General features: G+C 69.8%; 22 protein-coding genes. 9 read left to right on the plus strand and 13 right to left on the minus strand.

Annotated features, from left to right (window positions below):
* The first annotated feature begins 36 nt into the window (after nt 1-36).
* From BLR46_RS02340 to BLR46_RS02350, 3 genes are read left to right on the plus strand one after another with little or no spacing between them, the layout of a single operon-like run.
* Complete coding sequence (locus BLR46_RS02340; protein WP_093248603.1) at nt 37-462, plus strand: ArsR/SmtB family transcription factor; 426 nt, start codon at nt 37-39, stop codon at nt 460-462.
* Nucleotides 459-2,441 (plus strand): heavy metal translocating P-type ATPase, encoded by a 1,983-nt coding sequence (locus BLR46_RS02345; protein WP_093248605.1) that lies wholly within the window; start codon nt 459-461, stop codon nt 2,439-2,441. The genes BLR46_RS02340 and BLR46_RS02345 overlap by 4 nt, the downstream gene beginning before the upstream one ends.
* Entirely contained in the window at nt 2,438-3,358 is a 921-nt protein-coding gene (locus BLR46_RS02350; RefSeq protein WP_093248607.1) for a cation diffusion facilitator family transporter, read from the plus strand. The genes BLR46_RS02345 and BLR46_RS02350 overlap by 4 nt, the downstream gene beginning before the upstream one ends.
* Before the next feature lie 19 nt (nt 3,359-3,377).
* On the opposite strand, the gene BLR46_RS02355 is transcribed toward BLR46_RS02350, so the two are convergent.
* The gene (locus BLR46_RS02355; protein WP_093248609.1) at nt 3,378-3,803 is read right to left on the minus strand and encodes a hypothetical protein; all 426 of its coding nucleotides are present in this window, start codon (nt 3,801-3,803) and stop codon (nt 3,378-3,380) included.
* 198 nt (nt 3,804-4,001) lie between these two features.
* On the opposite strand from BLR46_RS02355, the gene BLR46_RS02360 reads away from it, so the two are divergent.
* Genes BLR46_RS02360 through BLR46_RS02375 form a run of 4 tightly spaced genes read left to right on the plus strand, consistent with a single transcriptional unit; the run spans nt 4,002 to nt 7,558 of the window.
* Nucleotides 4,002-6,095 carry a pyruvate formate lyase family protein gene (locus tag BLR46_RS02360; RefSeq protein WP_093248611.1) on the plus strand — a complete coding sequence of 698 codons (2,094 nt, stop codon included), beginning with the start codon at nt 4,002-4,004 and terminating at the stop codon, nt 6,093-6,095.
* Nucleotides 6,096-6,106: 11 nt separating this feature from the next.
* Complete coding sequence (gene grcA2, locus BLR46_RS15505) at nt 6,107-6,358, plus strand: autonomous glycyl radical cofactor GrcA2 (protein WP_093248612.1); 252 nt, start codon at nt 6,107-6,109, stop codon at nt 6,356-6,358.
* 1 nt (nt 6,359) lies between these two features.
* A complete protein-coding gene (gene pflA, locus BLR46_RS02370) occupies nt 6,360-7,151 on the plus strand; it encodes a pyruvate formate-lyase-activating protein (protein WP_218118290.1) in 792 nt (263 codons plus the stop codon).
* Nucleotides 7,152-7,186: 35 nt separating this feature from the next.
* Nucleotides 7,187-7,558, plus strand: a complete 372-nt coding sequence (locus BLR46_RS02375) for an MmcQ/YjbR family DNA-binding protein (protein WP_093248614.1) — start codon at nt 7,187-7,189, stop codon at nt 7,556-7,558.
* Here the strand turns inward: BLR46_RS02375 and BLR46_RS02380 are convergent.
* The gene (locus BLR46_RS02380) at nt 7,555-8,358 is read right to left on the minus strand and encodes an alpha/beta hydrolase (protein ID WP_093248615.1); all 804 of its coding nucleotides are present in this window, start codon (nt 8,356-8,358) and stop codon (nt 7,555-7,557) included. The genes BLR46_RS02375 and BLR46_RS02380 overlap by 4 nt on opposite strands.
* A 60-nt stretch (nt 8,359-8,418) precedes the next feature.
* On the opposite strand from BLR46_RS02380, the gene BLR46_RS02385 reads away from it, so the two are divergent.
* Entirely contained in the window at nt 8,419-9,120 is a 702-nt protein-coding gene (locus tag BLR46_RS02385; RefSeq protein WP_093248617.1) for a DNA alkylation repair protein, read from the plus strand.
* Here BLR46_RS02385 and BLR46_RS02390 read toward each other — a convergent pair.
* From BLR46_RS02390 to BLR46_RS02425, 8 genes are all read right to left on the minus strand, one after another.
* The gene (locus BLR46_RS02390) at nt 9,117-11,015 is read right to left on the minus strand and encodes a bifunctional metallophosphatase/5'-nucleotidase (protein WP_176761626.1); all 1,899 of its coding nucleotides are present in this window, start codon (nt 11,013-11,015) and stop codon (nt 9,117-9,119) included. The genes BLR46_RS02385 and BLR46_RS02390 overlap by 4 nt on opposite strands.
* Before the next feature lie 166 nt (nt 11,016-11,181).
* Nucleotides 11,182-11,628, minus strand: a complete 447-nt coding sequence (gene rplI, locus BLR46_RS02395) for a 50S ribosomal protein L9 (protein ID WP_093248619.1) — start codon at nt 11,626-11,628, stop codon at nt 11,182-11,184.
* Nucleotides 11,629-11,642: 14 nt separating this feature from the next.
* A complete protein-coding gene (gene rpsR / locus BLR46_RS02400) occupies nt 11,643-11,882 on the minus strand; it encodes a 30S ribosomal protein S18 (protein ID WP_093248620.1) in 240 nt (79 codons plus the stop codon).
* A gap of 106 nt (nt 11,883-11,988) precedes the next feature.
* The gene (locus BLR46_RS02405; RefSeq protein WP_093248621.1) at nt 11,989-12,516 is read right to left on the minus strand and encodes a single-stranded DNA-binding protein; all 528 of its coding nucleotides are present in this window, start codon (nt 12,514-12,516) and stop codon (nt 11,989-11,991) included.
* Nucleotides 12,517-12,616: 100 nt separating this feature from the next.
* On the minus strand, nt 12,617-12,904 hold the full coding sequence (gene rpsF, locus BLR46_RS02410; RefSeq protein WP_093248622.1) for a 30S ribosomal protein S6: 288 nt from the start codon (nt 12,902-12,904) through the stop codon (nt 12,617-12,619).
* A gap of 131 nt (nt 12,905-13,035) precedes the next feature.
* The gene (locus tag BLR46_RS02415; RefSeq protein ID WP_093248623.1) at nt 13,036-14,685 is read right to left on the minus strand and encodes an ABC transporter permease; all 1,650 of its coding nucleotides are present in this window, start codon (nt 14,683-14,685) and stop codon (nt 13,036-13,038) included.
* A 1-nt stretch (nt 14,686) separates the two neighbouring features.
* Entirely contained in the window at nt 14,687-15,583 is an 897-nt protein-coding gene (locus BLR46_RS02420; RefSeq protein WP_093248625.1) for an ABC transporter ATP-binding protein, read from the minus strand.
* A gap of 25 nt (nt 15,584-15,608) precedes the next feature.
* Nucleotides 15,609-16,238 (minus strand): TetR/AcrR family transcriptional regulator, encoded by a 630-nt coding sequence (locus BLR46_RS02425; RefSeq protein WP_143008182.1) that lies wholly within the window; start codon nt 16,236-16,238, stop codon nt 15,609-15,611.
* Between the two features lie 102 nt (nt 16,239-16,340).
* Here BLR46_RS02425 and BLR46_RS02430 point away from each other — a divergent pair, with 102 nt between their 5' ends.
* A complete protein-coding gene (locus BLR46_RS02430; protein WP_093248628.1) occupies nt 16,341-17,360 on the plus strand; it encodes a lactonase family protein in 1,020 nt (339 codons plus the stop codon).
* Nucleotides 17,361-17,370: 10 nt separating this feature from the next.
* Here BLR46_RS02430 and BLR46_RS02435 read toward each other — a convergent pair whose 3' ends face one another.
* The 3 genes from BLR46_RS02435 to BLR46_RS02445 form a co-directional block, all read right to left on the minus strand.
* Nucleotides 17,371-17,751, minus strand: a complete 381-nt coding sequence (locus tag BLR46_RS02435; protein WP_093248629.1) for a rhodanese-like domain-containing protein — start codon at nt 17,749-17,751, stop codon at nt 17,371-17,373.
* Between the two features lie 219 nt (nt 17,752-17,970).
* A complete protein-coding gene (locus tag BLR46_RS02440; RefSeq protein ID WP_093248631.1) occupies nt 17,971-18,303 on the minus strand; it encodes a hypothetical protein in 333 nt (110 codons plus the stop codon).
* Between the two features lie 7 nt (nt 18,304-18,310).
* Nucleotides 18,311-20,089 carry an AMP-dependent synthetase/ligase gene (locus tag BLR46_RS02445; RefSeq protein WP_093248632.1) on the minus strand — a complete coding sequence of 593 codons (1,779 nt, stop codon included), beginning with the start codon at nt 20,087-20,089 and terminating at the stop codon, nt 18,311-18,313.
* Nucleotides 20,090-20,117: the final 28 nt, after the last annotated feature.

Here is a 20,117-nt window from a genome sequence, read left to right on the forward strand (position 1 = left end):
CTCGCCAAACTCCGCGTTCGGCGCTAATATCGCCCTATGACGATGATATCCGCGAATGGTCGTGTCGAAGTGGACCCCGCCCCGGCACCCAACCTCGATGTGGCGGCGGCGCTCTTCCACGGGCTGTCGGACCCTTCGCGACTGATGATCCTCCGGCACCTGACCACAGGGGAGCACCGGGTGCGTGACCTGACCGACCACCTCGGCCTCGCGCAGTCGACGGTGAGCGCGCATCTCGCCTGCCTGCGTGACTGCGGCCTCGTCGTCTCACGCCCCGAGGGGCGGGCGTCGATGTTCTCCCTCACCAGCGCCCCACACCTGCTCGGCCTGCTGGAGGCGGCGGAGCAGCTGCTCGCCGACTCGGGCCATGCGGTGGCGCTGTGCCCGAACTACGGCATCGGCACCGAGGGGCTGCCCGCCCCGGAGGAACTGCGCTCCCACACGAAGGGAACGGGCGCATGAGCACCCGGCGCGAGGAGGAGGTCCTCGTCGACGCGTGCGGATGCGAGATCCAGCCGCCTCCTCCACCAACCGGCCAACCCGCGGAAGAGCCGGTCACGAGGGTCTGGCAGGTACGCGAGGTGCAGCTCGGACTGCTGTCGGGCGCGCTGCTCGGGGCCGCACTGCTTGCCGGGCTGGCGGGCTGGGAACTGGCCGAGCTCCTGCTGGCCTGGGCCGCGCTGCTCGTCGGCGGCTCGACCTTCGTACCCGGCGCGCTGCGACGCCTGGCGCGCGGCAAGCTCGGGGTCGGGCTGCTGATGACGATCGGCGCCGTGGGAGCCACCCTGCTCGGGCAGGTCGAGGAGGCCGCCGCGCTGGCGTTCCTCTTCTCGCTCAGCGAGGGCCTGGAGGAGTACTCCCTGGCCCGGGCGCGCCACGGGCTGCGCGCGCTGCTCGACCTCGTGCCGAAGCAGGCGACCGTCATCCGAGGCGGCCGCGAGCTCGTCATGGGCCCGGCCGAGTTGCTCGTCGGCGACGTGATGGTCGTCCGCCCCGGCGAGCGGCTCGCCACCGACGGAACGGTGCGCTCCGGCCGCAGCAGCCTGGACACGTCGGCGATCACGGGCGAGTCCATGCCGGTGGAGACGTGGCCGGGACAGGAGGTGTTCGCCGGGTCGATCAACGGCGCCGGCGCCCTCGAGGTGGAGGTGACCTCGACGGCGCAGGGCAACTCCCTCGCGCGGATCGTGCACATCGTGGAGGCGGAGCAGTCACGACGCGGAGCCACCCAGCGGCTGGCCGACCGGATCGCAGGGCCGCTGGTGCCCGGCATCCTGATCGCGGGTGCGCTGACGGCGCTGCTCGGCTCGCTGCTGGGCGACCCGTCGGTGTGGATCCACCGGGGCCTGGTCATGGTGGTGGCCGCCTCACCGTGCGCGCTCGCCATCTCGGTGCCGGTGACCGCGGTCGCCTCGATCGGGGCGGCCAGCCGTCGCGGCATCCTCGTCAAGGGCGGCGCCGCGATGGAGGCGCTCGGCCGGGTGCGCACCGTCGCCTTCGACAAGACCGGCACCCTCACGCGCAACCAACCGGCCGTGATCGACGTCGTCGCCGCACCGGGCCACGACCGCGACCAGGTGCTGGGGTGGGCGGCCGCGCTGGAGAGCCGCAGCGAGCACCCGCTCGCCGCAGCGATCCTGGCCGCCGCCGATGAGGTGCCGGCCGCGCAGGACGTCGAGGCGGTCGTCGGTGCGGGGCTTTCAGGCACGGTCAACGGCGCGCGTGTCCGGTTGGGGAAGCCCAGCTGGGTGGATGCCGGCGCCCTGTCCGCTGCCGTAACCGAGCTTCAGCGCGCGGGGGCCACCGCCATCGTCGTGGAGGTCGACGGCCGACCGGTAGGCGCCGTCGGCATCCGCGACGAGCTGCGCCCGGAGGCTGCGGAAGTGCTTCGTCGCTTCGCCGATCACGGCTACACCGTCGCGATGCTCACCGGCGACAACGAGACCACCGCCCGCGCCCTGGCTGCCCAGGCGGGCATCGAGCGGGTGCACGCCGACCTCCGCCCGGAGGACAAGTCGACGGCGGTCCGGGAGCTGCGGGCCCACGGGTCGATCGCGATGGTGGGCGACGGCGTGAACGACGCTCCCGCCCTGGCCACGGCCGACGTCGGCGTCGCGATGGGCGCGATGGCCACCGACGTCGCCCTCGAGACCGCCGACGTGGCGCTGCTGGGCGACGACCTCCGGCTCCTGCCGTTCGCCTTCGACCACGCCCGACGCACCAGGGCGATCATGCTGCAGAACGTCGTGCTCTCCCTGGCCCTGATCGCGATCCTCATCCCCCTGGCGCTGTTCGGCGTCCTCGGCCTGGCAGCGGTAGTCCTGATCCACGAACTGGCGGAGGTCGTCGTCATCGCCAACGGCGTCCGCGCCGGCCGGGCAGGACAATCGCCGGTACCTGCCACACCCGCAGCGGGACGGCTCGAGGGAGCACGCGCATGAGCAGCGGTCACGACCACGGCACAGCCACCACCCACCGCGGCCGCCTCGCCTGGGCGTTCGGGATCACGGCGACGATCCTGGTCGCCGAGGTCCTCGGCGCACTCTGGACGGGGTCGCTGGCTCTCCTCGTCGACGCGGGGCACATGCTCACCGACGCGGCCGGCCTGGCGATGGCGCTCGTCGCCGCGTCCCTGGCGCTGCGGCCCCCGACTCCGGAGCGTACCTGGGGGTCGCGTCGCGCCGAGATCCTCGCGGCGGGAGGCCAAGCCATCGTCCTCCTGGGCGTCGGGGTCTACGCCTTCGTCGAGGGCGTCCGCCGACTCTTCGTGCCGCACGAGGTCAGCTCCACCGGACTGCTCGTCTTCGGCATCGTGGGCCTCGCCGGCAACGTCGCATCGATGCTGATACTCAGCGCGGGGCGCGGAGCCAACCTCAACATGAGGGCCGCCTTCCTCGAGGTGGTGAACGACGCCCTCGGATCCGTCGCCGTGATCATCAGTGCGATCGTCATCGCCAGCACGGGATGGGTCTACATCGACGCCATCGCCGGCATGCTCATCGCCGCCCTCATCGTGCCGCGCGCCGTCACGATCCTCCGCGAGGCCAGCCACATCCTGCTCGAGTCCGTCCCGAAAGGGCTGGACCTCGCCGACGTGCGCGCCCACCTGGTGGCGATGCCGCACGTCCAAGATGTCCACGACCTGCATGCGTCCACCGTCGCCACCGGCCTCCCGATCCTCACCGCCCACGTCGTCCTCGACGAGGAGTGCTTCACCGACGGCCACGCCGCCGAGATGCTCGCGCGGCTCCAGGAGTGCGTGGCGTCACACTTCGAGGTCAGCATCGAGCACTCCACCTTCCAGCTCGAGCCACCCGGGCACGCCGAACGCGAGCACGCCACCCACGCCTGGACCTAGGCGACTCGGGCTGCTGGCATCAGGCTGAGCCGGCGTTGCTCCGGCTCCGCAGCGCCGTGTGGAGCACGGCGACCGGCACCATCCAGCCGACCATTGCCCAGGACCCCCACCAGAGTCCGCCTGCCCAACCGAGTGCCGCGCCGCCCAGCAGGTCGTCTCCTGTCGCCGCAGGGACCGCCCAAACGAAGAGGACGACGCTTGCCCATTGCCCGGCGACCAGGAGCGGCCAATGGCGGCGCACGTCGACGAAGTAGTAGATGGCGGCCCAGCCGAGGGCGAGTCCGATCACCAGGACCGTCCAGTACCAGGCCATCTCCGGCCAGACTCTGCCCGCCGCCACCACCGCCCAAGTGAACACCGCCACGAGTGGCACCACCGCCACGGTCATGGCCGTGGGGACCCGCAGCGGAGCCGCGCGCTGCTCGTCGTGCGCCAAGACCGTCATCGCTCAACCCCTCTGCCACCACACCGTCGTGTCCAGCCACTCCGTCAATGGTTCCACGTCTCTCAGCCGTTTGGTCAGCCTTCCCTTAACCGACCCCGGGTGATTGCTGGTTCTACCAATTTGCGAGAATCGACGTATCACGCCAGAGCGGGCCACCCGCCTGGCGTTTTCGTTTGACTCTTCCAAGGAAGGCATCTCGTGACCGACACCCTCGTCCCCCAGTCCGTCGAGGCTTGGGAGGGGTTCGCGGACGGGCCGTGGACCACGGCGATCGACGTGCGTGACTTCATCCAGCGCAACTACACCCCCTACACGGGCGACGCGGCGTTCCTCGCCGGCCCGACCGAGAAGACGCTGCGGGTCTGGGACACACTCGAGAAGGAGTACCTCTCCGTCGAGCGCGAGCGCCGGGTGTACGACGTCGACACCGACACCCCCGCCGACATCGATGCCTTCGCCCCCGGCTTCATATCCGCCGACGACGACGTCGTGGTGGGCCTGCAGACCGACACCCCGCTGAAGCGCGCCATGATGCCCAACGGCGGCTGGCGCATGGTGGAGACCGCCATCAAGGAGGCCGGCAAGGAGGTCAACGAGGACGTCAAGCGGATCTTCACGCAATACCGCAAGACCCACAACACCGCCGTCTTCGACATCTACACCCCGCGCATCCGCGCCGCCCGCTCCGCGCACGTCATCACCGGCCTGCCCGACGCGTACGGCCGCGGCCGAATCATCGGCGACTACCGCCGCGTCGCGCTGTACGGCGTCGACACCTTGATCGAGTTCAAGCAGCGCGACAAGGACGCCGTCGCGGACCAGCCGTTCAGCGAGCACTGGGCCCGCTACCGCGAGGAGCACAGCGACCAGATCCGCGCCCTGAAGCAACTCAAGGCCATGGCCGCCTCCTACGGCATCGACATCTCCGGCCCGGCCACCACCGCCCAGGAGGCGGTGCAGTGGACCTACTTCGGCTACCTGGCCTCCGTGAAGTCGCAGGACGGCGCCGCCATGTCGATCGGCCGCCTGTCGAGCTTCTTCGACATCTACTTCGAGCGCGACCTCGCCGCCGGCCGCCTCACCGAGTCCGGGGCGCAGGAGATCATCGACGCCCTGGTCCTCAAGTTGCGCATCGTGCGGTTCCTCCGCACCATCGACTACGACCAGATCTTCTCCGGCGACCCCTACTGGGCCACCTGGTCCGACGCCGGCCTCGGCGAGGACGGCCGCACGCTGGTGACCAAGACGTCGTTCCGCCTCCTCCAGACGCTGCGCAACCTCGGCCCCGCCCCGGAGCCAAACATCACGATCTTCTGGGACCCCGAACTGCCGCAGGGCTACAAGGACTTCTGCGCCGCGATCTCGATCGAGACCTCCGCGATCCAGTACGAGTCCGACCGCGACATCCGCCGCCACTGGGGCGACGACGCCGCCATCGCCTGCTGCGTCTCCCCGATGAAGGTGGGCAAACAGATGCAGTTCTTCGGCGCCCGCATGAACGCCGGCAAGACGCTCCTCTACGCCATCAACGGCGGCCGCGACGAGATGACCGGCAAGCAGGTCGTCGACGGGTTTGCCCCGATCGAGGGCGACGGGCCGCTGGACTTCTACGAGGTGTGGGCCAAGTACGAGGACATGCTCGACTGGGTGGTGGGCACCTACGTCGAGGCGCTCAACATCATTCACTACAGCCACGACAAGTACGCCTACGAGTCGATGGAGATGGCGCTGCACGACTCGGAGATCATCCGCACCATGGGCTGCGGGATCGCGGGACTCGCGATCGTCGCCGACTCCCTGTCCGCCATCAAGTACGCGACGGTGACCCCCGTCCGCGACGAGACCGGCCTGGTCGTCGACTACATCACCGAGGGCGACTTCCCGAAGTACGGCAACGACGACGACCGCGCCGACGAGATCGCCGCCACCGTCGTCCACACGATCATGGCCAAGATCAAGGCGATCCCGATGTACCGCGACGCGATCCCCACGCAGTCGGTGCTCACCATCACGTCGAACGTCGTCTACGGTCGCGCGACGGGCGCCTTCCCGTCGGGCCACGCCGCCGGCACCCCCTTCTCCCCGGGCGCGAACCCCGAGAACGGGGCCGACACCCACGGCATGGTCGCCTCCATGCTGAGCGTCGGCAAGCTCGACTACCAGGACGCCCTCGACGGCATCTCGCTGACCAACACCATCACCCCGCAGGGGCTGGGCCGGACGAAGGACGAGCAGGTCGCGAACCTGGTCGGCATCCTCGACGCCGGCTTCGTCCCGGACGCCGACTGCTAAGGAGCACCACCATGGCCACCAAGACATTCGACGAGCGCCTCGCCGCCATGCAGGCCTCCCGCGCCAAGAACGGGACCGTCGCTGGGCTGTACCACGCGAACATCAACGTCCTGAACAAGGAGACGCTCGAGGACGCCATGGCGCACCCGGAGAACTACCCCAACCTCACCGTTCGGGTCTCCGGCTACGCCGTGAACTTCGTCAAGCTGACCCGCGAGCAGCAGCTCGACGTGATGGACCGCACCTTCCACCAGTCCGCCTGACATGACGGTCGAGGCCAGCACCGTCGTCGGCACGCGAGCGGACCGGTTGCAGAGGATGCGAGCCGGCGAGCTCGGCTCCGTGCACTCGTGGGAGCTGGTCACCGCGGTCGACGGGCCGGGCACCCGCCTGACGGTGTTCCTGTCCGGCTGCCCGCTGCGCTGCCTCTACTGCCACAACCCCGACACGTTCGAGATGCGCCGCGGTGAGCCGACGGACGCCGACGAGCTGCTGGGCCGCATGAAGCGCTACCGCGGCATCTTCCGCGCGACCGGCGGCGGGATCACGCTGACCGGCGGTGAGGTGCTGATGCAGCCGGCGTTCGCCGCCCGGCTGTTGCGCGGCGCGAAGGAGATGGGCATCCACACGGCGCTGGACACGTCGGGCTTCCTCGGCGCCCAGTGCACCGACGAGATGCTCGCCGACATCGACCTCGTCCTGCTCGACGTGAAGTCCGGCGACGAGCTCACCTACCGCCGGGTCACCGGCCGCTCGCTGCAGCCGACGATCGACTTCGGCGACCGCCTTGCTGCCGCCGGCGTGGAGACCTGGGTCCGCTTCGTGCTCGTCCCCGGGCTGACGGACAATCCGGTCAACGTCGCGGCGGTGGCCGACATCGTCGCCCGCTGGGGCAACGTCACCCGCGTCGAGGTCCTCCCGTTCCACCAGATGGGCGCCGACAAATGGTCGTCCCTCGGCCTGGACTACGAGCTGGCCGACGTGCGGCCCCCGTCGCACGACGAGGTGGAGGCCGCCCGGGTGATCTTCCGCTCTCGGGGGCTCACCGCCTACTGACCGCGTTCGGCTTCTGGCCGGAGCACAATGGGCACATGAGCTCCGACGAGTACCTCGCCCGCCTGCGTGCCATCGCCCTGGCGCTTCCCGACGCCCGGGAGAAGCTCGTCGTGGGGCACCCGGCGTTCTACACCAGGAAGGTGTTCGCCTACTACGCGATGAGCCACAAGGTGGGCGACGAGGTGGTCCGCCGCCCGCAGGCGGTGAGCGTCCTCCTCCCCGAGGACGAGCGACAGGCGCTGCTCCAGTCCGGCCGCGCCCACCGGCCGATGTACATCGGGCCCAGCGGGTGGATCGGGGTGCCCGTCGACGGGGAGACTGACTGGGACGAGATCGCCGAACTGGTCGAGGAGTCCTACCGCCAGACCGCCGGCACCCAGCGCGTCAGGCGGCTCGACTCACGCTAGAGCGTCGCCCGCAGCCAGTTGGCGCAGAGCTCCACCCAGTGGTGGACGTTCTCCGGCAGCTCGGGGCGGTCGAAGTTGGCCAGCCTGTCGCCGGTGGCGAGGCCGTGCACCCCGCGGGTGAAGTGGTGGTACTCGAACGGCACCCCCTGCTCCGCCAACGCCGTGACGAACCTCAACGACTGCGACGGCGGCACCACCGCGTCCTCGCCCGTCGTCCAGACGAAGGCCGGCGGGGTCTCGCGGGTCACGGCCGAGACGGTGTCGACCCATCGCAGGTCGGCCGCGTCCGGCACCCAGTCGAAGTTGAACACCGCGTAGGCGGGGACGATCGCGTCGGGGCGTGCCGGCTGCCGCAGCAGCGACTCGTCGTCGCACTCGGCCCGCTCCGACTCCAGCACGTCCGGGTGGTCGTAGAGCGTGCCGGCGAGCGCCGCGACGTGGCCGCCGGCGGAGAAGCCCATCACCGTCACCTTCGTGGGGTCGACGCCGAGTTCGTCCGCGTGGGCCCTGACCCACCGGATCGCGCGGACCACGTCGACCGCCGGGTGGGGGAACTCCGCGAACTCCATGATCGAGTAGCGGAGGATGAACGTCGCGAAGCCGAACCGCTGGAAGGCCACTGCGACGGGATCGGCCTCACGCTGGGAGAGGAACTCGAAGCCGCCGCCGGGGCAGATGATGATGGCGGGCCTGGGGTGCTCGAGGGGCGTCTCGAAGTTGCCCGGTGTCGGGAGGTCCAGGCCGGTGACCTCGAGGGTGACCCGTCGGTCGGCGTTGAGTTCAACAGTGTATTGGCGCACGCGTCAAGGCTAGTGGGACGCGGGTCGGCACGTCGTCGCGACGGGCCGCACAATGAGTTCATGGACCCCGACGAAGGGCTCGTCACCCAATTGCGCCTGGCGCTCGCGGCCGCGGGCGACCCGGAGCGCGCCGCCCAGCAGCGGCGCTACATGCGCTCGCCGCTCCCGTTCCACGGCGTCGGCCGGAGCGAGCTCGATGTGCTCCTGCGGCAGCTCTTGTCCGAGCACGCCCTCACCACGCGCGACCGCTGGGACGCCACCGTCCGGGAACTGTGGTTCGGCGCCACGCACCGGGAGGAGCGGTACGCGGCGCTCGTCGTCGCCGCCCACCGCTCCGCGCGCCCCTGGCAGGACGTCGACACGCTGGCGCTCTACCGCGAGCTGATCACCGACGGCGCCTGGTGGGACCTCGTCGACGAGATCGCCACCCGCCTCGTCGGCCCCATCCTCCGCGGCCAGCGCGACCAAGCCACCCCCATCATCGACGCTTGGGCGGTCTCGGGCGACCTCTGGCTGCGACGGGCCGCCATCCTCTCCCAGTTGAAGCACCGCGCCGACACCGATGCCGAGCTGCTGGCGCGCTGCCTCGTCGCCAACCTGGAGCCGACGCGCTTCGGACGCGAGTTCTTCATCCGCAAGGCCGTCGGCTGGGCGCTGCGGGAGTACTCGAAGACCGACGCCGGCTGGGTCCGCGGCTTCCTCGTCGCGCACGACGAGGAGCTGAGCGGGCTCAGCCGGCGGGAGGCCTCGAAGTACCTCTAGGCGCCGGTGCTCGGCAGCCCGGGCCGGACCGGCGCCGGCGTGGCCGTCGGGGACGGCTCCGGCGTCGGGGTCGGGGTGGGGCTCGGCGTCGGGGTGACGCCGCCGCCCGTGGTGTGGAGGATGTCGTCGGCGAACACCGGCTCGTCGGCGATCGTCAGGCGCCAGTTGCGGACGAAGAAGTCGTCGCCGTCGATGGTGCCGTGCTCGATGGCCCAGTCGATGAGCACCTGCCGGATCTCCACCAGGTCGTTGTAGACCACCGGGACCTCGGAGATGTGCGGGAAGCCACCGCCGCCGGAGCGCCGGTAGTTGTTGACCGCGACGACGAACTGGTCGTCGTCGCCGACCGGGGTGCCGTCGACGTACTGCAGGTTCTCGATGCGGCTGCCCACCGGCTGCGACAGGTCGATCTCGTAGTTGATGCCGGCGATGATGTCGTAGAGGTAGTCGGGGATCGTCTGCCCGTTGTACTCGACGCCGGTCATGGTCTCGGGGACGAACGCCTCCCCCGGCTCGACCTGCGCGTAGTACTTCGCGGAGAACTCGAGGAAGTCGCGCACCTGCGCGCCGGTCATCAGCACGCCCTCGAGCGTATTGTCGTAGATGTAGAGCGCCGCCATGTCGCGGACCGTGACGTCACCCTCGGGGAAGACCGCCGTCCGGCTGAACGGGGCCGCGATGGAGAGCACCGGCAGGTCGGCGTACTCCCCGCCCGCGAGCGCCGCCCGGACGGTCTCCGTCTGCACCATCTGGATGTAGTCGATGATCGCCGTGTCGCGATAGCGGGACTCGGTGGCGGGTAGTTCGCTGACCGACGTCGCGATCTTCGTGTTGACCCACTCGATCGTGTCGGCGTGGCCGGCGGCGACCGCGTCGACCACGGCTTGGCTGGGCTCGTAGTCCTTCGAGTAGAGCGGGACGGCGTCGACGGACTCGACGGTCCACGCGCCGTCGGCCTGGACGAGGTCGAAGGTCATGTCGGTGATGCCGGAGCCCCAGTAGCGGGGCTGGGTCACGGCCACCTGGTCGCCGGTCTCGGCGTTGGTGAACCACTGGATCGGCTCGTCGCGGTGGGTGTGCCCGATGACCATGGCGTCGATGCCGGGCACCTGCTCGGCGATGGCCTGCGACTGGTTCTCCGGCGGCAGGTCCGCGTCGGCGTAGCTGGAGCCCGACAGGCCGGAGTGCGAGAGCACCACGACGATGTCCGCCCCCGCGGCGCGGACCTCCGGCACCCACCGCTGGGCGGCCTCGACCATGTCCTCAATCACGACGTTGCCGTCGAGGTGCTTCGAGTCCCAGATCATCGACCCGGGCGTCGTGAGGCCGAGGAAACCGACGGTGACCTCGGCGTCGCCGAGCTGCCGCGTCACGAGGGTGTACGGGTCGAACAGCGGCTCGCCCGTGGCGGCGTCGAGCACGTTGGCGCCGAGGAGCGGGTGGTCGATCTGGCCCTCGAACGCGGCCAGGTAGTCGAGACCGTAGTTGAACTCGTGGTTGCCGAGGTTGCCCACGTCGTAGCCGACCGCGTCGAAGGCGGCGGCGACGGCGTGCTCGTCGCCCGTCTCCGTGATGGGCGCCTGCGTGGCGTAGTAGGTGTCGAGCGGGGAGCCCTGCAGGAAGTCGCCGTTGTCGACGACGATGACGGACTCGGCGCCGCGGGCGTCGCGGAGCGACTCGATCGCGGACGCGGCCTGCGCCAGGCCGATCTCGTGGCCGGCGCGGTCGCTGTACGGGGCGTCCCGGAAGTAGTCCCAGTTCAGCATGTAGCCGTGGAGGTCGGTGGTGGAGGCGATGGTGAGGGTTGCGGTGTCGCCGTCGACGGCGACCGACTGCAGGGGTCCGACGGCGCCGATGCCGAGGGCGAGTGCAGCCAGTAGGGAGAGCTTGCGCATGGGTGTGGTGGCTCCTTCGTGGATACGTTCCACGAGGAGGCTAACCGGTGAGGCGGACATTTTCGCCCGATCACGGCGAGTTCACCGAAGCTTCACCGGGTGTTGGAACGCACCGGCCCCGCGCACCTGGACGGTGTGCGGGGCCGGAGCGAATCGGTGCTGGTGGTCAGCCGGCGACGACCTCGAAGGGGACGTGCGCGGTGACACCGGCGTGCAGCTTGACCGCGGCCGAGTGCTTGCCGACGAGCTTCACCGGCTTGGCGAAGCTGACGGAGCGCTTGTCGATCGTCGGTCCGCCAGCCTTCTTCACGGCGACGGCGAAGTCGTTCGACGTCACGGAGCCGAAGAGGTGACCCTCCTCGGAGGCGCGGGCGGCGACGGTGACCGTCAGGCCCTCGAGCTGCTCGCGGATCTGCTGGGCGTGCTCGACGCCGCGGATCTCGCGCGCGTCGCGGGCGCGCTTGATGCCCTCGATCTGCTTCTCCGCACCCGGGGACCAGACGATGGCCTTGCCCTGGGGGACGAGGAAGTTGCGGCCGTAGCCGTCGCGGACCTCGACGACGTCACCCGGGATGCCGAGCTTGTCGATGGTGCTGGTGAGAATGAGCTTCATGAGTCCTCCTCCGATCAGCGAGCGGTCGACGCGTAGGGCAGCAGGGCGACTTCACGCGCGTTCTTGACGGCGATGGCGACCTTGCGCTGGTCCTGGACCGAGAGGCCAGTGACGCGACGGGCACGGATCTTGCCACGCTCGGAGATGAACTTCTTGAGCGTGTTGATGTCCTTGTAGTCGATGTTGGCCACGCGAGTGGTCTTCACCGGCAGGATCTTCTTCTTGTTCACAGACTTGCGCTGTGGACCGGCCATTGTGGTGCTCCTTTCGTCCCGGGTCTTGCCCGGGCAAGCCCGTCTCTCGACGGAATGTGCCTTGATTTACGGATTGCTTGGACGCGCCGCGGAGCGACGCGACTCGTCAGAACGGGGGTTCGTCGGACTGCGACGGCTGACCCCACGGGTCGTCGCCGCCGCGGTTGCGGTCGGAGCTGCCGGAGCTCGACCACGAGTCGCCGCCGCCACCCTGGTTCTGGTTGCCCTGCCACTGGCCGCCACCGCCACCGCGGTTGCCGCCACCCCCGCCGGAGGTCTTGGTGACCTTGGCGGTGGCATAGCGCAGGGTGGGACCGACCTCGTCGACGTCGATTTCGAAGACAGTGCGCTTCTGGCCCTCGCGCGTCTCGTAGGAACGAGAGCGGAGCTTGCCGTGCACGATCACCTGCATGCCCTTGGAGAGGGACTCCGCGACGTTCTCCGCGTACTGCCGCCAGACGGAGCAGTTGAGGAACATCGCTTCGCCGTCGCGCCACTCGTTCGTCTGGCGATCGAGGGTGCGGGGCGTCGAGGCCACCGTGAAGCTGGCCACGGGTGCGCCGTTCGCGGTGAATCGGAGTTCGGGATCGGCCGTCAGGTTGCCGATGACCGTGATTTGAGGTTCGCCTGCCATTGAAAGATGCCTCCGGGGGTCGGACTTGGTCTAGGTACTCACACTATGCGCACGAACTCGCGCCCGTGTGCAGAGATCAGGAGCACTGTGCAGAAAGGGTTCAGTCCTCGCGACGGAGAACCTTGGTGCGCACGACCTTCTCGTCGATCGACATGAGTCGATCCATCTCGGAAACGGTCGCGGGCTCCGCGGTGATCTGCAGGACGACGTAGATCGCTTCCGACTTCTTGTTGATGTCGTAGGCGAGACGGCGACGGCCCCAGATGTCGGTGTTGTCGACGGTGCCGCCATCGTTGGTGATGGTCTCGAGGTGCTTCTCGATGAGACCGGGAACCTGACGCTCGTCAACATCGGAGTCAATGAGAACCATGACTTCGTACTTGCGCATGCTTTAGCCCCACCTCCTTCGGACTAATCGGCCACGGGTACGTCCCGCAGCAGGAGGGCACGGCCGAACGGATTCAGCCGACTTGTCACTGTACCGGTCGACCGCGCCCCTCGCGAAATCTCCTTTCGCGCTCAGCCCCGCTGGAGCACCTCGCGACGCGTCAGTCCCACCAGGCCGACGAGGACGCCCGTCAGGGCGATGCCGGCCAACACCAGCACGGGCACGATCTCGAACTCCTCCACCGGGTAGTTGGCGGGGTGGCTGAGCGGCGAGAGATCGATGAGCCACTGCGGCGCGTCCATCATCGGGGCGAAGTTGCCGACGAAGAACATCACGCCCACCATCGTCCAGCCGATGATGCCGAGGAAGCGGGGCAGCCAGCCGAACACCAGCGCGCACAGCCCGAGCACGACGAGGACCGCCGGCAGGAGGTTGGCGTGGGCGAGCACCGAGTCGGCGACAAACGACCACGTGCCGGTGACCGCCGCCGCGGCGGTGCCCGTGAGCAGCCCGGTCACCAGCATGATCCCCGACGCACCCAGCGCCACCACCCCGAGGTGGGAGCCGGCCCAGGCGACGCGGCTCGTCGGGGTGGCCAGGACGGCCTCGCCCCTGCCGCTGCGCTCCTCGGCCCGCAGTGCCTGCACGGAGTAGACGACGTACGCGGCGGTCATGTAGCCGGAGAACACGGCGAGGAAGGCGAGGTAACCCGTCGCCAGTGCGTCCGAGCCGAACACCTGGCCGAGCGCCTCTGGCATGGTGTCCCCGACGTCGAGCATGGTCTGGGTGAACAGCCCGTCCACCACGCCGAGCGCGACGATGCCGCCGCCCCACGCGAGGATCGCGCTGCGCTGCAGCCGAGCCGCCAGACCCCACGGCCCGGCGAGCCAGCGGCCGGCCTCCGGGCGCCCCTGGCGCGCGGCGACGAGACCGGCGCCGAGGTCCCGTCGGGCCTGCAGCAGGTAAGCGACTACGACCGCCGCGACGGCGAGCGCCGCCACCAGGGCCAGTGGCCACCACCGGTCGAGGACGAACGGCGCGGTCTGCGTCGCCCATCCGAGCGGCGAGGCCCAGGAGAGGGCGCTGCCGCCGATCGCGGCCATGTCGCCGAGGGCACGGATGATGAACGCGAGCCCCAGGATCGCGCCGGCCAGGCCGGCCGCGGCGCGGGAGTACTCGGTGAGCTGCACGGTGACGGCGGTGATCCCGGCGAAGCACAGCGCGACGAACACCACGCCGAGCCCGACGAGGACGGAGCCGGTGACTGCGAATCCCTGCGACACGGCCGTCGCCGTGACCAGCAGCCCCGCGACCAGGCTCGTGATGAGCGCGACGACCAGCGCCGCGGTGAGCGGGGTGTGGCGCCCGACGACGTTGGCGCGGATGAGCTCGGCGCGGCCGGTCTGCTCCTCGGTGCGGGTGTGCCGGGTGACGAGGAAGATCGTCATCAGCGCGGCGACGATGTAGAGGTAGGCGACGTAGCCGGCGGAGAAGAACCGCTCGTAGGTGATGGCGTCGAGGCCGTACGCGGGGCCGGTGAACATGCGCCCGATCGGCTGCTGCAGCATCGGCACCGACGCGGTCAGTTCCTGCTCCGTGGGGGCGATGACCGGCAGCGCCGAGCCGATGTAGACGACGAACAGGGCGAGGCCCAAGGTCCAGGCCGGGAACTTGATCCGGTCGCGGCGCAGCATGAACCGCACCATCGCGCCGAGCCCCGCCAGGGCGGACGCCTCCCCCGTCGCGGCGCGCTCCGGCGCCCGGGTGGCTGTGGCGGTCATGTCACGCCACCTTGTCGCCGTAGTGGCGCAGCAGGAGTTGCTCGAGCGTCGGCGGGTGCGCGACGATGGAGCGGACCCCCAGCGCGGAGACCTCACGGAGGACCGACTCGACGTGTTCGCCGTCGACCTCGAAGCTCACCTGCCCGTCGTTGGTGCGCACGTCATGGACGCCGACGACGCGGGTCAGCCCGTCCGCGGGGGCCGCGGTCTCGACCGTGATCGTCGTGCGCGTCATGTGGCGCATGCTCTTCAGGGTCCCCGTCTGCACCACCTGGCCCTGCCGGATGATCGACACCCGGTCGGCCAGCGCCTCCACCTGGGCGAGGATGTGCGACGAGAGGAACACCGTGGTGCCCTTCGCCTGCTCCTCGCGGATGCACTCCTGGAAGATGATCTCCATCAGCGGGTCGAGGCCGGCGGTGGGCTCGTCGAGGAGCAGGAGGTCCACCTGCGAGGCGAGCGCCGAGATGAGCGCCACCTTCTGCCGGTTGCCCTTCGAGTAGGTGCGCGCCTTCTTGCTGGGGTCGAGGTCGAACCGCTCGCAGAGCGTGTCGCGACGTTTCTTGTCCAGGTGGCCGCGGAGGCGGGCGAACAGGTCGATGGCCTCACCGCCGGTGAGGTTGGGCCAGAGCTCCACGTCGCCGGGCACGTACGCGAGGCGGCGGTGCAGGTCGACGGCGTCGGCCCAGGGGTCGCGGCCGAAGAGCTGCGCGGAGCCGCCGTCGGCGCGCAGCAGGCCGAGCAGCACGCGGATCGTCGTGGACTTCCCGGCGCCGTTCGGGCCCAGGAACCCGTGGATCTCGCCCTGCGAGATCTGCAGGTCCAGTCCGTCGAGCGCGCGGACGTTGCCGAAGTTCTTGACCAGGCCGTTGGCCTGGATCACAGCGGGTTGGGACATGGTTTCCTCTGTTCGTGAGGTCCGGTCACTCCTGGCCGGGTTGCCTGAGTTGGTGGAAGGCGTCGGGCATGAAGACGCCGTCGGTGAAGATCTCGAGCGCCGCCTGGACGTAGGGCAGGATGTCGCCCTTCTCGCCCAGCAGGTCCGCGCCCAGCAGGCGCTCGAGTTGCTCGTGGAGGACGAGGGTGCCCAGGCTCCAGAGCGTGAGCACCACCATGCGGGCGTGCGGGTCGGCGCTCGGCCGGATGAGGCCGGCCCGCTCGGCGTCGGCCGTGTAGCCCTCGGCGTCGCGGATGAGGTCGTCGATGAGGTCGTTGATGTGCGGATTGCCGTCGACGAGCGCCTTGGCGAGGTAGCGCAGCAGGGGACGGTTCTCGTCGACGAGCGCCATTGCCGTGAGCAGGTCCATCCCGGTTCCCTGCGCCATCGCACCGGACTTGTAGGTGCGGATCGCGTCCGTGACGGTGCGATCGCACGCCTCTCGCAGCCCCTCCTTGGAGCCGAAGTGGTGCAGGATCAGCGCCGGCGAGACACCGGCAGCGGTGGCGATGCTCTTCAGGCTGGTGGCGCGCACCCCGTCGCGGCCGAAGGCCTCGATCGCAGCACGGAGGATCCGGTCGTTGCCGGACAACTCCTCCATCGCTTGACTGAACACGTGTTCAGCGTACTGACTGAACAGTCAGTCAGTCAAGAACTTTTGTGGGCGCGGATCGACGTCGCGCGCCCGGCGGACTGGCGCGCTGCCTAGAGTGGAGTCATGACGACGAACCCATTGGTCCTGGTAGCGAACGCGAAGGCGGGCACGCTCGCCGCCTTCACCATCGCCGACGATGCGCTGCGGCCGGCGTCGGTGAGCAACGTCGGGCCGGGGTGCAGCACGTTCGCCGTCGACGACGTGCGCAACCTCGTCTACACGACCGTCCGCGAGCCGGAGCCCGCCATCGTCACCCTCGCCCTCGACCCGGCGACCGGCGGCCTGAGCGAGGCTTCGCGCCGGGGCATCGACGACCCGCTCGCCTACCTCGCGCTCGCCAACAACGGCACGCTCGTGCTCGGCGCGTCGTACCACGGCTCGTGGGGTGCCGCCTGGCCGTCGAAGGACGGCGTACTCGGGGAGCCGACGTCGCGCGTCGAACACGAGAACCTGCACGCCGTCGTCCCCACCGCCGACGGCAACCACGCCTACTTCGTCTCCCTCGGCGACGACCTCATCGCCCCCGTCGCGCTCCTCGAGGACGGGTTCCGTGCGCTGGACGTCGTGGAATGCCCCGAGGGGTCCGGCCCCCGCCACCTGATCCTCTCCGACGACGAGACCTCCGCCTACCTGATCACCGAGTTCACCGGGGAGGTCATCCGCTTCGACCGTGACGCCACCTCCGGCAGGCTCACGCGGGCCGAATCCGTGCCCGGCTACGACCCGGCCCGCAACCTCCACACCAGCCGCTACGGCGCCAAGCCGCTCGACGAGCACCTGATCTGGGGCGCCGACCTCCACCTCGCCGGCGAGGGCCGCTGGCTGCTCGCCTCGGAGCGCACGGAGTCGACCATCGTCACCATCTCCCTCGACGAGCAGGACCGGCTCGGGGAGACCGTCGCCATCACCGACACGGAGAAGCAACCCCGCGGGTTCGGGGTCTCCGCCAACGGCAGCCGCGTGGTCGTCGTCGGCGAGCGGTCAGGGCACGCGACGCTCTACCGCGTCCTCAGCGACGGCTCGCTCAAGGCGGTCGACCGCGTCCCCACCGGCGACGGCCCCAACTGGGTCCGCTTCGTCTGATCCGGGCCGGTCAGCGGCGGCGGCGGTACGGGCCGGGGAGGATCGGGTTGCCGTCGCGGCCCCAGGCGATCAGGCCCCCGGCCACCGACTCCGCGAGGAAGCCGCCCTGCCGCAGCTCGGCCGCGACCATGGACGAGCGCAGCCCGTTGTCGCAGATCACGATGATCGCCGCCTCGCGGTCCGCCAGCGGATCGTCGCCGAAGATCACGTCAAGCGGCTCCTCCTTGAGCGCCTTGGGGTCGACGGGTCGGGCGCCCGGCGCGTGACCGGCCTCGTACTCGTTCTGAGTGCGCACGTCGATGAGGACCGCGCCCTTGCTGAGCGCGATGAGCGTCTCCTCCACCGTCAGCCCGGAGGAGGACCGCTTGCCCAGGAAGTCCAGAAGTCCCATGCGGCCATTCTGGCACAGCACTTCCCGGGGGCCGAGGGGCTTCCGTGGTCTCGCTGGGGCCGTCGGCTGCGGCGCTTCGCCTGCCAAGTTTCGGAAAACCTGCCGGATCCGGCAGGTTTTTCGAAAGTTCACGGGCGGCTTCGAGCAAGACAGGCCAACCGCGCAACGCCGCAGGCGAACCGGAATACCGCAGGCGAACCCGCTCCGCCGCAGCCGCCGTCAGAGGATGCCGAACAGCCACAGTCCGACGGCGAGCACCACCACGCTGATGATTGCGCCGAGGAGCAGGAACCCCAGCCACGCCTTGCGGGCCCAGCGCGCGACGAAGAGCGGCAGCGTCATCGTCGCGAGGGCCCCGAAGGCGGCGAGCCAGCGGAGCCAGGGGTCGGGGCCGGGATCGACGGTCATGTCGGTGCCGGCCTGGTTCTCGATCGGGTAGAGCGCGTAGAGGCCCCAGCCGAGGACGGCCGGGAACACCGCCAGTGCCGCCAGCACGAACCACGCGATGACGGCCCACCAGGTCGACCACCAAGGGCGGGGTTGCGACGACATCGCCGGCTCAGCCGTGGCGCAGCTTCTCGAGCCGCTCGTACATGGCGTCGATCTTCTCCTTGAACCGCTTCTCCACCTCGCGACGGCGCACCTTCAGCGTCGGCGTCAGCAGGCCGTTGTCCATGCTGAACTCCTCCGCGAGGACCTCGGTCTCCTTCGGCCGCTCCTGCGAAGGGAGCTTGGCGGTGATCTCGTCGACGCGCTTCTTCAGCTCGGCGAGGAGTTCGGAGCTGTTCATCCAGTCGGGCAGCTCACCCGGCCAGTGGAGCTTCTTCGCCAGCTCCTCCACCGACGGGGCGTGGGGCTTCACGAGCAGGGTGACGAAGGGGCGCGTGTCGCCGATCAGGACCGCATGCTCGAACAGCGGGTCCGACAGGATGAGACCCTCGATCGGCTGCGGGGCGACGTTCTTCCCGCCCAGGGTGACGATGATGTCCTTCAACCGGTCGGTGATGGTGAGGAACCCGTCGCTGTCGATGTAGCCGACGTCGCCGGTGTGGAGCCAGCCGTCCTCGTCGATGGTCTCGGCGGTGGCCTCGGGGTTGTTCCAGTAGCCGGCCATGACGTTGGGGCCCCGGAAGAGGATCTCGCCGTGCTCCGCGATGCTCAGCTCGCCGCCGGTCAGCACGCGGCCGACGGTGCCGATCTTGAAGTCGCCGGGGGCGTTGAACGTGACCAGCGGCGACGCCTCGGTCAGGCCGTAGCCGGTGCTGATCGGGAGGCCGACCGCGGAGAAGAACTCCTCGATCTCGGGCCGGAGCGGTGCCCCGCCGCAGGCCAGCACCTTCTTGGGCCCGCCCATCGCCTCTCGGACGGCCTTGAACACCAGCTTGTCGGCGAGCGCCCGCTGGGTCGTGAGGATCGGCCCGGGGGTGCGGCCGGAGCGGTAGGCGTACTGGTTGTGGCGGCCCACCTTGAGCGCCCAGCTGAAGATCTGCTTCTTCGCGGCGGAGGCCTGCACCTTCTGGTGGACGGTCGTGAACACCGTCTCGTACAGCTTCGGGACCGAGACCATCATCGTCGGCTTCGCCAGCTGCAGCTGCTCGGCGACGGTGCGGGGGTTGGCGACGTACGTGTTGAGGCAGCCGTGGAGCAGCACGACGATGGTCCAGGCCCGCTCGAGCGCGTGGCTGAGCGGCAGGAACGACAGCGAGGAGTCCTCGGGGCTGAAGTCGAAGAAGTCCTCGAGCGCGTCAACCTGCGCGGTGAGGCCGCCGTGGGTGAGCATGGCGCCCTTCGGCAACCCGGTGGTGCCGGAGGTGTAGACGATGGCGGACAGGTCGTCGCCGGTGCCCTGCTCGAGCCGGGTGTCGACGGCGGTGGTCGGCTCCTTCAGGAGCTCGGCGAAGGGGCGGACGTCGTCGGGGCGGCCTTCGTAGTCGTCGAACACGTAGATGGGGGGCATGGGGTGCTCGTCGCGAGCCTCGATGACGCGCTCGGCCTCGCTGCGGCCGCCGACGATGATCAGCTTGCTGCCGGAGTCGGCGACGATGTGCGCGATCTGCTCGGGCGTGGAGGTGGCGTAGAGCGGGACGACGACGCCGCGCGCGGTGTTGATGCCGAAGTCGGCCCCGGACCACTCGGGGCTGTTGCCCGCGAACAGGGCGACGCGGTCGCCGGCCTCGATGCCGGCGTCGATCAATCCCTGCGCGAGTGAGTCGACCCGTCGGCGGAACTCCGCGTAGGTCTGGACGCGCCAGCCGTCACCGACCCTGATCCGGGTGGCCGGGCGCGAGGCGTGCCTCTCCGCGGTGGCCCGGAAGCGCTTGATTACGTGATCGACCATGATGCTCCTCTGCAGCGGAATTCCAGCT

The organism is Tessaracoccus oleiagri (assembly GCF_900103275.1).
Classification (GTDB): domain Bacteria; phylum Actinomycetota; class Actinomycetes; order Propionibacteriales; family Propionibacteriaceae; genus Arachnia; species Arachnia oleiagri.